We start from the raw sequence: 11,620 nt of genomic DNA, 5'->3' as shown, positions 1-11,620 counted from the left end.
GCGTGGCTGCGGCAGAGGGCGAACGCAAAGATCTGACATTTGGTGTTGTGCCGCAGGTGTCGCCGGCGCGTCTGGCGGCGGCATGGGTGCCTTTTATCCAACGGCTGGGAGCCGAGACCGGCTTCGTCATCCGTTTGAGAACGGCAAAGACCGTGGCGATCTTCGAGGAACGGCTCGGGCAGGGTCTATATGATATCGCTTATATGAACCCGTATACATTTACGGTGTCCAACGAGCATCCCGGATACCGGGCCCTTGCCCGGCAGAAGAACAAGCGTATCCGTGGCCTGATCATCGTCCGGCATGACAGCGCATTCAAAACGCTGGATGACTTGGCTGGCCACACCGTGGCTTTTTCGACCGGGGGTGCCTTTGCGGCAACACTGTTGAACAGGGCCGAGTTCCGGCGCAGAGGGATCGATATTTCGGCGCAGTTTGTCGGGTTTCAGGACTCGGTTTACCAACTGGTGGCGGTGGGTCGACTGCCGGCGGGTGGCGGTGTACCCCGGACATTCCGCGCCATGCCCGACGAAATCACCGATCAATTGAGAATTCTGCATGAGACGCCCGATTATACGGCCCATGCGATTGCCACGCATCCCCGCATTGGCTCGGATGTCAGACGGGCATTGCTACAGGCGCTGCTGGCATTGGATGCTTCCGTGGAAGGGCGGCAGCTGCTTGCCCTGAACCGTTTCCCGGGGTTCGAGGAGGCCGGGGATGCCGACTGGGACGATGTGCGCGCCCTCAACCTTGATCGCATTCTGAACCAGCCCTGAGAGGACCGGGACAATGTCTTTTCGTCTGAAAATCCTCCTGGGCATTGCACTTATCGAGGTCCTTCTGCTCGGCGCCCTTGTGTTCAGCGGGCTGGAAGCCCTGACGGAGTCCGCCGGTATACAACTGGAAAAACGTGCGCGTGCCACCGCGCGCCTGCTGGCCACGGCCGGACACGAAGCGATCATCGCCGAAGACCTGGCAACCCTGTCGGCTATTCTTGATGAAGCGGTCCGGGACCGGGATATCGTTTTCGCCCGTTTCGTGGATGATCGTGGCGATTTGCTGGCACAGGCCATCAGCGCGGGGGCCGATGGCGAGACCGGTTCGAGGCAAGGTACCGAGAACGGTGCGGCCATTGGACTGACCCCGGCGCAAAGCTGGGGCATCGGTTTCCTGGACCATACTGTCAGAGACGGTGTCATCGCGGTGTCGCAACCGGTTGTCGTGGCCGGGGCCGTTTTCGGACGCGTGGATGTCTCCCTGTCGCGGTACTCGGTTGCCAAGGCACAGTCGGATGCCCTGACACGTATGTCCCTTATCGCTCTCGCCAATCTCGCTTTGGTCGCTGTTTTCGCTCTGTTGATCGGGCGGGTCCTGACGCGCCAGCTGACTTTGCTGAAGGACGGCGCCAACAAACTGGCGCATGGAGAACTGGGCTATCAGATTGACATCCTGTCGCGGGACGAATTGGGCACCACGGCCTCGGTCATGAACAGAATGTCCAGTGATCTGAAGGACCTGTATGAAAATCTCGAAAAGAAAGTTGCAGCGCGGACACACCAGTCGGATCTGGCCAACCGGCACCTGAAGAAGACGATTGCTGCCCTCAGGGAGACGCGTGACCAGTTGATCGAACAGGAAAAACTGGCTTCGCTCGGCAGGCTGGTTGCCGGTGTCGCGCACGAGATCAACACCCCCGTCGGCGTCGGCTTGACGGCGGCATCGTATCTTCAGGAAGAAACGGCGGATTTCAACGGAGCCATGGCAGGCGGCACAGCGGGCAAGGAGGATTTGCAAGCCTATATGGACACCAGCATGCAGGCCAGTGAAATTATCCTGCACAATCTCAACCGTGCTTCCGCGCTGATCAGCAGTTTCAAACAGGTTGCCGTCGACAGGACCAATCAGGAAAGGCGTCTCTTCAATCTGAAGGATTATATCGCGGAACTGGTTGTCAGTCTTGCCCCGGTGCTGCGCGGAAAGCGGCATGAGGTGACCGTGACCGGAGATCCGGGGATCGAGATCGATTCATATCCCGGTGCGATTTCCCAGATTATCACCAATCTGGTTGTCAATGCCGTCCGCCATGCCTATGGCGACCGTCAGGCCGGATGCATGACGATTGACACAACAAGCGACGATGCGGTTTTTACCATCGAGTTCCGCGACGATGGCAAGGGTATCCCAGAGGACAATATCAACCGGATTTTCGACCCTTTTTTCACCACCAGCCGGGAGAGTGGTGGAACCGGCCTTGGCCTGAATATCGTTTACAATCTGACGGTCCAGCTTCTCAAGGGCCGTATTCTCTGTGAAAGCACGGCGGGTCACGGTACTTGCTTCAAGATTACCTGTCCCCTGTCCTGCGATGCGGACGGAACCGTCCCCGACCATGACCAGGGTCTGCTGGAGCGGACCTGAGAGCATTTGGAAAGACGCCGAAAAGCGCGCCGCACCGTGGCGGTCGCGCTTATTGTTCAGCGTGTTATTCACTTCCATCTCGCCGCCTCTTGCCAAAGTGTGAGACTATGCCGTATTGCGGCAGGAAGGTTGTGCGGGGCACCGGTCTGCCGGCTTGTGAAAATGACTGTCATTACAGCATGACGTACATTACAGCGTGACGGGGCGGCACGAAAGTCCGGTCATGCGGGAAACCGCATCATACGGATAAGGGAGAAGGGGCATGTCGGAAACGCAGTTGAGGCCGGATGGGCCCGGCCCCGAAAAAACGCATGACCAGATGACATCCCCCGCAGCCGATGATGCGACCGTGGCCAAGGATGTCCACCTCAGTCGGGAATTCGTCGACAAACTTCTGGAGGCTGTGCGCGCAGAGGACGCAGCCGGCGCCCGCCAGATTTGCGATGACCTCCATGCGGCCGACATGGCCGATCTGCTACAGGTGTTGCCGGCGCGGGAACGGCGCAAGCTTCTCAACCTGATCCAGTCCGATATCGACCCCGAACTCTTTCATGAGATTGAAGGCGAGGCGCGCGGGGACCTTTACGAGATCACGCCCAATACCCAGATCGCCGATGCCGTTACCGAACTGGAAACGGATGAGGCCGTCTATGTTCTTGAAGACCTGCGGGACGAGGACCGTGAGGAGGTGCTGCGCGCCCTCTCGGCGGATGACCGTGTCGCTATCGAGGAGAGCCTGAGCTACCCGGAGGATTCCGCCGGGCGTTTGATGCAGCGGGATCTGATCGCCCTGCCGGAATTCTGGACCGTCGGTCAGACAATCGATCTGTTGCGGTCCGACGATGCCGACATTCCTGACGATTTCTACGATATTTTCGTGGTCGATCCGGCACACAAACCGGTCGGTACCGTACCCTTGTCGCGGGTGATGCGTAATCAGCGGGGTGTCGCCCTTGGCCATATCATGGAAAAAAAGCCCCATGTCATCGAGGCGACGGCGGATCAGGAAGAGGTGGCCTATGCCTTTACCAAATATCACCTGATTTCGGCGGCGGTGGTCGACGAGAGCCAACGGCTTGTCGGTGTCGTGACGGTGGACGATATTGTCGAGGTGATCGAGGAAGAGGCCCAGGAGGATATTCTTGCCCTTGCCGGGGTGGGAGAATCCGCCAGTGTGAATGAATCCCTGTTTGAGGTGACGCGCGGACGTTTTACCTGGCTTCTGGTCAACCTGGCGACAGCGGTTCTGGCGTCTGTCGTGATCGGTCTGTTCGATGCCGCCATTGAGCAGATGGTCGCCCTTGCCGTGCTGATGCCCATTGTTGCCTCCATGGGGGGCAATGCCGGCACACAGACCATGACGGTGGCGGTCCGTGGCCTGGCTACAAAGGAGTTGAGTGCCACCAACGCCGCCCGAATCCTGAAGCGCGAGCTTATGATCGCCCTTGGCAACGGCGTTTTGCTGGCCGTGATTTCAGGCCTGCTGGCCTGGCTCTGGTTCGGCAGTCCGGGTTTGGGCGGCGTGTTTGCCGCCGCCATGATTTTCAATCTTCTGGTTGCCGGTATGTTCGGCCTTCTGGTGCCGATGGGGCTTGCCCGTGTTGGTATCGATCCGGCGATCGCCTCCAGCGTGTTCGTGACCACCATAACCGACGTTATCGGCTTCTTCGCCTTTCTCGGCCTGGCGGCGCTCTGGCTGTTTTGAGGTGGATATGGAGGCCGGGCCTGTTTTGCTGGTCGATGACGACCCCGTTCTGTTGAAACTGAACGCACTGGCCGTGCACGGCCTGGGACTTGAGGCTGCCGTGGCCGCCACGGCGGACGATGCCGTTGCCCTTGCCGGGCGCACCCCGCCGGCTCTGATCATTTCCGATGTGCAGATGCCGGGACAGGGTGGTTTTGATCTGGCCGTCAGGCTGCGGGAGGCGGGGCTTAAAACCCAGCCCTTTCTTTATTTCACCGGATATGACGATCTGGATATTCTGCGCGGGGGGCTGCGCTCGGGCGGGGATGATTTTCTTATCAAGGGCGCGGGGGTCGAACACCTCAAAAGTCGTATTTCTTTCTGGATGGCAAGCGGCTTTTCAGGATTGCCGCAAGATCTGCGCCGCCGTGCCCTCGTTCAGGCAAACAGGATGAAAGGGGACAGTACATGCGGTCTCCATGATATGCTGATCATACGCCAGGATATTCTGGACATGGTGACATCGCGAATTACCGGTGAACTGGCAGAGGTGTCGTCCGGGTATGGCGAGCGTCTGATCGAACGCCTGTTCATATTGGCGCGCATCTCGAAACTGGTGATCGATGCAAGTGTTCACGTTGGCGATTATCTGCGGTTTCCCGACTATGTCACCGCGCTGCTGAGGGGGTTGAACCGGCCCTGGGCCAAGGATGTCTGGCCCTTGCTGCGGTGTTTTGACGAATGGGCACTGGATGAGCGTTTTGTCCTGGCAGGGGTTGAGACACTGAAACCCTTTGCCGCATATGACTGGTTTGAAGATTCAATGGACGTGCTGTGAGCCTGCATCTGATCAAACTTGCCGTGGGTGTGGACACGCTGGACCATCTCAGGTCCGTATTGCATGGCCGGGTGGAACAGGATCCGGATATCGGTCCGATGGTTCGCATTCGTACCCGGATGACGCCCAAACGCATGGATGAGCTGCTGCAGGGCGGATCCCTGTATTGGGTTATCCGGGGGCGGGTTGCGGGACGGTCGCCCATCCTGGACATCCGGACGGTCGAGACGGACGGCAGACGATTTTGTCATATCTGTGTGGCGCCGGGCCCGGTCGCCGTGGAGGCGCGCCCCAAACGGGCATTTCAAGGCTGGCGTTATCTGAGGCCGGAAGACGCACCGCCCGATGCCAAAGAGGTTGCAGGCGCGGACAGTCTGCCGGATGACATGCGCCGCGAGCTTGAAGGCCTGGGGCTGTTGTAAAGGCCGGGCCGCCGCCTGCAGTGCAGGCCGGATCAGAGCGGCAGATTGTCAATAAGCCTCACACCGTGCAACCGGGCGGCCGCCAGCACCCGGCCGGGCCGTGCGCCCGGTGTCGTCAGGGGGGCCAGCGTTTCGGCGTCCGCCACAGCGACATAATCCACCGATGCGAACCCTGCGGACAGGATGCTTTGTTCGGCTTTCGCGCAGGCAGCGGTCACATCAAGGCCGTTCCGGATATCGACGGTCAGGTCTCTCAATGCCCGGTTCAGGCCGGCGGCCTTTGGGCGGCTTTCGGTGTCGAAATAGCGATTGCGGGACGATGAGGCGAGACCGTCGTCTTCCCGCACTGTGGTACCGCCGAGAATCGTGACGGGCAGGTTCAGGTCCGCCGCCATATGGCGAATGACGCACAATTGCTGATAGTCCTTTTCGCCGAAAATGGCGTAATCGGCGCGTGCCGTCAGGATCAGTTTCGCCACAATGGTGGCCACCCCGTCAAAATGGCCGGGACGGGACGCCCCCTCCAGTCGGTCGGCAATGGCGCCGACGCGGATGGCGGTATCAAACCCGTCCGGATACATGTCCCGACGGTCCGGTATATACACGGCATCCGCCGGGGTGTCCGCCAGAGCGGCGAGGTCGCCGGCTTCGTCGCGCGGATAGGCGTCGAAATCTTCATTCGGGCCGAACTGGGTCGGATTTACGAAAATGGATACAAGTGTTTTGTCCGCATGCCGGCCCATGGTGTCGACGAGGGACAGGTGCCCTTTGTGCAGCGCACCCATTGTCGGCACGATTCCCACTGTGGCGCCGTCTGCTTTCCATGAGTCCACAAGGGTTTGCAGTCCGGTTCTGTCGCGGACAATGGCGGCGGGAATGCTCATGATTTCCTATCCTGTGGCAAGCTGGGCATAGTCCAGCCTGTCCAGCTGGTTGTAATTGATAATGGACAGCACTTCGCTGACATAGTCGCTGCCCCGTTCGGAATAGCTGCCGAGCGCTGGGGCGAGGGCCCGGCCGGTGACCGGCAGATTGTGGGTGCGCAGTTCCGCCCGGCGCAGACGCAGGTCGTGATATACCCTGTGGCGGTTCAGGTTGGTCATATAGCTGAGAACGCTGTCGAGCAGATAGTCAAAGCGCTTGATCCGGTGGGTTTTGCCTTCATCGCGGTTTCGTGGCAGCAGGCCGGTGTCGTCATTCCAGACCCATTCCCCGAAAAGCGCATTTCCCTTCTGACTGAAATAGCTGGTTCCCCAGCCTGATTCCATGGCGGCCTGGGCCAGCGCCAGCGAAGGCGGAATGATGTCCACACGGACAAGCAGCCGATCAATGACAGCCGGCAGGGGGGTGTCGCCCAAAGGGACCCGGTAGCGCGCCGCCAGACCATCCAGCCAGTCCCGTTCACTGGCAAGCAGGCGGCCGCCGTCCATAAGCCGTGTTTTGAAACTTTGCAGCCGTGCGCGGTCCGTCAGCAGCATTTCATTGGCCCGCAGGATAATCGGCAGCAGGGTCGAGGTGAAAAGCCGTTTTTTCGTCTGGACGTCACGTTCGGTCGGCAGAATGTCGGGAAGGCGCGTCATGAAAATGCGCGGTACGGCCTGGGTCGACCGCATATCGTCGCGCAGAAGGCGTTTCAACCGGCTTGGCAGCGGGTCTTTTGAGTCGTCCGATGGCCGTGTATGGGACAGATAGTTGGGCTCTTTGCTCAAAACGGCTGTTCGCGCGGTGGCCAGCATATGACGTGCCAGTACCACCGGCAGCACAATCAGTGATCCGGCCAAAGTCAACACCAGCGCGATCCGTGCCGCGTTTGCCGCCATGGTATATCCCGTCCCTGTTTTACCGCCGTCCGCACCGTATGATGACGTTACAGCGGTTTTGGTGCCGCATTTATACCGGTTTCAATGGGCGGCGCAAAAGACATACAGGCCTTGCCTGCGGTCCGTGGTCCTTTCTAAGGAAGACGAAAGGCCGGTAAAAAACAAGGCAGGGTAATCCCTTGGGCGGTTCAGGCATCATTTTTCCCGCGCAAATGGCCCAGCCCCACAATCGGACACGGGGCTGCGTGGTGCCGTGCCCGGTATTTCAACCCGTATGCAAGGTGTGTCTTATGGGTTGCAGAATGCCGTTAATGCCGCATGGGGTCTGCGGTGCGACTTGACGGAGTGGTCGGGTCTCACCAATAAACGCCGGTAATCCGCATCATCTGTTGATTTGATGCTATCAAGGTGCGGAGACGAAGGAGTAAACAGTCAGTGACAGCGTCCCCTCATCCGCCGGTGCATGCCGGTGGAGCCGAAAGCCAGACTTCTGCCAAAAGCAGCGCCGGCCGAACCGTGGGGGCACGACCGCATGTCATCGTGCTGGGCAATGAAAAAGGCGGGTCCGGCAAGTCCACGACCGCCATGCATATTGTTGTATCACTGCTGAGGGAAGGGATACCTGTCGGTACGATCGACCTTGATTCGCGCCAGAAAAGCCTGACCCGGTATCTGGAAAACCGCACAGCCTACATGGCCCGGCAGGGGCTTGACATGCCCATGCCGAGCGTCGAGGTCGTACAGCGATCCGCTTTGAGAAATGCCGATCAGGCCGAGGCCGAGGAAAAGCGCCGCTTTGAAGAGGCTTATGAACGCCTGGCGGGCGATGTGGCCGTGATTGTGGTCGACTGCCCGGGGAGCGACACGTTTCTGTCCCGACTGGCCCACACGGCCGCAGATACGCTGGTGACCCCTGTCAATGACAGCTTCGTCGATCTGGATTTGCTGGCACGGGTCGATGCAAAGTCCCACACGGTCAGCGGGCCAAGCCTGTATGCCGAAATGGTATGGAAAGCCCGGCAGCGCCGGTCGCTCGCCGATGGCGGTCATATTGACTGGGTGGTTCTGCGCAACCGTGTCGGTGCCCTGCATGCGAAGAACAAGGGCCGCGTGCAGCGTGTTCTGGCGGAATTGTCACGGCGTATCGGTATGCGTTTCGTATCCGGGCTGGGCGAGAGAGTGATTTACCGCGAGCTTTTCCTGCGCGGTTTGACGCTGCTGGACCTGAAGGATACGGGCGGTCTGGACGGCCGTGGCCTGACCCTGTCCCATGTGGCGGCCCGGCAGGAATTGCGGGCCCTGATGGATGCGCTGAACCTGCCTGTCCGCCAACGGTCCGCACCGCAAGGGTCCCATGCCGCGCAGGCTGTTTTTTCCGATCTGGAACAGGAATAAGGCGGTGATTGCCTCGCTTGCTATCGGTCTTCTGCTCGCGGTCATGCTGCTCCTGGTTCTGGGGTGGTGGTCCAACGCCAGCGTGGGAGCGGCACGGCGGACCCTGTTCTGGGCGGCTATCGTCATCGCGCTGGCGCTGGGGGGGCTGTTGCTCGCTGCCGGGCGGGGATTTTTCGCCGTCCTGCCCATGGGTTTTGCCGCGTGGCGTTTCCTGCAGGGGACGGGGCTGGGCAATGGGTATGGCCGACACCATGGCGATGCATCGCAAAATGATAATGACAGTGACCGAAAAGCGCCTTGCGGGGCACAAATGACCAGACAGGAAGCGCTTGAAATACTAGGATTGCGGGACGGCGCTGATGAAGATGAGATTCGCGCAGCCTATCGCCGGATGATTGCCAAAGCGCACCCTGATCACGGGGGGAGCGACTGGCTGGCCGCAAAGGTCAATGAGGCAAAGCGCGTATTATTGGACATTTGAAGGTATCTGGTTTGTTTGTCCCCGCGTTTGGTGGGCCCGTTGGCCGTTTGGAAAGTTTTCAGCATTTTTTGCCGCTTTCGCTCGCTTGTTTCTGCGTCTGGCTGATGCTGGCGCAGGCTGCGGTGGCCGCCAGTGTTCCCGTGGACGGTGCCCTGTCGGATGGGGATGCGGCACATCCGCCGGTGCGCATCGGCATGCCCCTGGAAAGCCCGCCCTATATCTATGAAAACCCTTCCGACGGCCTGGACGTGCAGGTTATCCGCGGCGTCTTTGACTGGGCCTACATCAAGGTTGTTTTTGTCCACGCGCCTCTGGTCCGGTTGCCTTTGCTTTTGGACAACGGTCTTGTGGATGGCTTCATATCGTTTTCACATGTCAGCACCCTTGCCGATGGCGGCCGTCATTATCATCAGACACGGCCTTACAGCTACTGGCGCAATGCCGTTATCGCCCGGTCCGGTGAGATGAACATATCCGTCTCCGACTGGACGGACGGGATCGACACTCTGCGCATAGGTACGTTTCCCGGCGCGGATCAGGTCCTGAACGGTGAAGGCGGCGTGGACAGGCGGATGCTTTCCCAAGCGATGGTGATCGATAATTCCCAGCGTGCGGCACGGCTGCTGGCGCGTGGGCGAATCGACATCTATGTGGGGGATTACTGGTCTCTGGGGCATTTTTATCAGTCCATGAAGGCCGCGACCGGTCATCCGCTAAGGGTTTTGTACCGTTATGAACCGACACCGCACTGGTTGATCTTCGACCGGGAAGAACTGGCGCGGACTTTCGATACCGCGCTCAGCGCTTTTGAGTGTTCCGGCGCGCAAGAAGCTCTGTTTGATCAGTACCGGCCCCGGACCAGTCTGGCGCAGGACTGACTGTCCCCAGTTTGTTTTCCAACTGTTTCCGGCCTTTCCGGCATTCTTTCTTGGCGGATGCGGTAAAGCATCTTATTCCTGCCATCATAGAAAGAATACTGACGCTGGCCGGGCGATGCCGCGTTCTTCAAGGGGATTCCATGTCTGCACATCATTTTCATCCGACAGTCCTGCGTGAATACGATATTCGCGGAATCGTTGATGACACGCTCAACGCCAGGGACGCCCTTATGCTTGGCCGCGCATTCGGCAGTCATGTCGTGCGTGATGGCGGGCGGCGTGTCTGTGTCGGCTATGACGGGCGCGTCTCGTCCCCGGAACTGAAAAAAGCCCTTATCGAGGGTCTGATGGACACCGGTATCGAGGTACAGGAAATCGGTCTCGGGCCGACACCCATGCTGTATTACGCAGTGTTCGAAGAAGATGCCGACGGCGGTATCATGGTGACGGGGTCGCACAATCCGCCCGATTATAACGGTTTCAAGATGATGCTCGGAAAGAAGCCCTGCTTTGGGGCCGCCATTCAGGCCCTGGGCCAAACCGCTGCGTCCGGTGATTTCGTGTCCGGTGACGGTGCATATGGGCGTGTGGATCTTTTCGATCGCTATATCCAGCGTCTTCTAGGCGATTTCGACGGGCATGCGTTCAAGGTCGCCTGGGATCCGGCCAACGGTGCGGCCGGCACTGCGGTTGAAGCCCTGATCGGTGCATTGCCGGGTGAACACATCGCGATCAATACCGAGGTGGACGGCACTTTCCCCAATCATGAGGCGGACCCGACGGTCGAGAAGAATCTTGAGCAGCTGAAACAGGTGGTGCGTGATCATGGGTGTGATTTCGGGTTCGGCTTCGATGGTGACGGAGACAGAATCGGTGCGGTTGACCGCCATGGGCGCGTCGTCTGGGGTGACCAGATTCTGGCTATCCTGGCCGGCGACCTGCTGAAGGAGTTGCCCGGCGCACCGATTATCGCCGATGTGAAAGCCAGCCAGTCATTGTTCGACCGCATTTCCGATCTTGGCGGTGAACCGGTGATGTGGAAGACAGGCCATTCGCTTATCAAGGCGAAAATGACCGAGATGCAGGCACCGCTTGCCGGGGAAATGTCAGGGCACATCTTTTTCCGCCATAAGTTTTACGGTCATGATGACGCGCTGTATGCGGCACTGCGGTTGATGAATGCCATTGCCGCACAGGGCGGTGACCTGGCGGCACTGAAAGATGGACTGCCCCCGGCCGTTAACACGCCCGAACTGCGCTTCCCCTGTGATGAAGAACGCAAATTCGCCATGATCGACGAGGTTCGTGCCCGCCTTGAGGCCGAGGGGTCCGACATGTTTACCGGTGACGGTGTCCGGGTGAATACGGACGACGGCTGGTGGCTGCTGCGCGCCTCGAACACACAGGCCGTTCTTGTGGCCCGTTGCGAAGCCCGTGACGATGCCGGGCTTGCCCGTTTGAAAGCGGCCCTCGCGCAGGCGCTGGAGGCTGCCGGAGTTGAAGCGCCCGGCGATCTTTAAGGAAAGATAGCCGGGCGCCGGCCTCCTCGGGTTCCGGTCCATGATCATGGCTGTTATAATGACAGCCATGAGCATTTCGGGACGGCCACACAAAAAATTGTCACTTGTTCACTTTTAGAAGGCCGAAATTGCGTTACATTAATTCGGACGAAAGTTCGGAG

General features: G+C 59.5%; 11 protein-coding genes. 9 read left to right on the top strand and 2 right to left on the bottom strand.

Going from position 1 to position 11,620, the window contains the following annotated elements:
- The first annotated feature begins 2 nt into the window (after positions 1-2).
- The 5 genes from BXY39_RS13585 to BXY39_RS13565 all read left to right on the top strand — a co-directional run bounded on the left by BXY39_RS13585 (position 3) and on the right by BXY39_RS13565 (position 5,365).
- Positions 3-779 (top strand): phosphate/phosphite/phosphonate ABC transporter substrate-binding protein, encoded by a 777-nt coding sequence (locus tag BXY39_RS13585; protein ID WP_211332252.1) that lies wholly within the window; start codon positions 3-5, stop codon positions 777-779.
- 13 nt (positions 780-792) lie between these two features.
- Complete coding sequence (locus tag BXY39_RS13580; RefSeq protein WP_121939432.1) at positions 793-2,421, top strand: sensor histidine kinase; 1,629 nt, start codon at positions 793-795, stop codon at positions 2,419-2,421.
- 262 nt (positions 2,422-2,683) lie between these two features.
- Positions 2,684-4,126 (top strand): magnesium transporter, encoded by a 1,443-nt coding sequence (gene mgtE, locus BXY39_RS13575; protein ID WP_121939431.1) that lies wholly within the window; start codon positions 2,684-2,686, stop codon positions 4,124-4,126.
- A 7-nt stretch (positions 4,127-4,133) separates the two neighbouring features.
- Positions 4,134-4,943, top strand: a complete 810-nt coding sequence (locus BXY39_RS13570; RefSeq protein WP_121939430.1) for a response regulator — start codon at positions 4,134-4,136, stop codon at positions 4,941-4,943.
- Positions 4,940-5,365 (top strand): DUF1489 family protein, encoded by a 426-nt coding sequence (locus BXY39_RS13565; RefSeq protein ID WP_121939429.1) that lies wholly within the window; start codon positions 4,940-4,942, stop codon positions 5,363-5,365. The genes BXY39_RS13570 and BXY39_RS13565 overlap by 4 nt, the downstream gene beginning before the upstream one ends.
- Positions 5,366-5,397: 32 nt before the next feature.
- Here BXY39_RS13565 and panC read toward each other — a convergent pair whose 3' ends face one another.
- The gene (panC, locus tag BXY39_RS13560; RefSeq protein WP_121939428.1) at positions 5,398-6,249 is read right to left on the bottom strand and encodes a pantoate--beta-alanine ligase; all 852 of its coding nucleotides are present in this window, start codon (positions 6,247-6,249) and stop codon (positions 5,398-5,400) included.
- A gap of 6 nt (positions 6,250-6,255) precedes the next feature.
- Positions 6,256-7,185 carry a glucosaminidase domain-containing protein gene (locus BXY39_RS13555; RefSeq protein WP_121939427.1) on the bottom strand — a complete coding sequence of 310 codons (930 nt, stop codon included), beginning with the start codon at positions 7,183-7,185 and terminating at the stop codon, positions 6,256-6,258.
- Positions 7,186-7,620: 435 nt separating this feature from the next.
- On the opposite strand from BXY39_RS13555, the gene BXY39_RS13550 reads away from it, so the two are divergent.
- The 4 genes from BXY39_RS13550 (at position 7,621) to pgmG (ending at position 11,459) form a co-directional block, all read left to right on the top strand.
- Complete coding sequence (locus BXY39_RS13550; RefSeq protein ID WP_245999207.1) at positions 7,621-8,580, top strand: division plane positioning ATPase MipZ; 960 nt, start codon at positions 7,621-7,623, stop codon at positions 8,578-8,580.
- A gap of 4 nt (positions 8,581-8,584) precedes the next feature.
- Positions 8,585-9,061 (top strand): DnaJ domain-containing protein, encoded by a 477-nt coding sequence (locus BXY39_RS13545; RefSeq protein WP_211332251.1) that lies wholly within the window; start codon positions 8,585-8,587, stop codon positions 9,059-9,061.
- Between the two features lie 47 nt (positions 9,062-9,108).
- On the top strand, positions 9,109-9,939 hold the full coding sequence (locus BXY39_RS13540; RefSeq protein ID WP_147453585.1) for a substrate-binding periplasmic protein: 831 nt from the start codon (positions 9,109-9,111) through the stop codon (positions 9,937-9,939).
- Between the two features lie 140 nt (positions 9,940-10,079).
- Positions 10,080-11,459, top strand: a complete 1,380-nt coding sequence (gene pgmG / locus BXY39_RS13535) for a phosphoglucomutase/phosphomannomutase PgmG (protein ID WP_121939424.1) — start codon at positions 10,080-10,082, stop codon at positions 11,457-11,459.
- Positions 11,460-11,620 lie beyond the last annotated feature (161 nt).

Source organism: Eilatimonas milleporae (assembly GCF_003688555.1).
Taxonomy (GTDB): domain Bacteria; phylum Pseudomonadota; class Alphaproteobacteria; order Sphingomonadales; family Kordiimonadaceae; genus Eilatimonas; species Eilatimonas milleporae.
Note: the sequence above shows the minus strand (reverse complement) of the source record. Positions and strands in the feature narration are given on the sequence as shown.

Excerpts from the sequence above, each read along its gene's own strand:
- BXY39_RS13570 (WP_121939430.1), top strand. The coding sequence starts at position 4,134 with ATGGAGGCCGGGCCTGTTTTGCTGGTCGATGACGACCCCGTTCTGTTG.
- BXY39_RS13555 (WP_121939427.1), bottom strand. The coding sequence starts at position 7,185 with ATGGCGGCAAACGCGGCACGGATCGCGCTGGTGTTGACTTTGGCCGGA.
- panC (WP_121939428.1), bottom strand. The coding sequence starts at position 6,249 with ATGAGCATTCCCGCCGCCATTGTCCGCGACAGAACCGGACTGCAAACC.
- mgtE (WP_121939431.1), top strand. The coding sequence starts at position 2,684 with ATGTCGGAAACGCAGTTGAGGCCGGATGGGCCCGGCCCCGAAAAAACG.
- BXY39_RS13580 (WP_121939432.1), top strand. The coding sequence starts at position 793 with ATGTCTTTTCGTCTGAAAATCCTCCTGGGCATTGCACTTATCGAGGTC.
- pgmG (WP_121939424.1), top strand. The coding sequence starts at position 10,080 with ATGTCTGCACATCATTTTCATCCGACAGTCCTGCGTGAATACGATATT.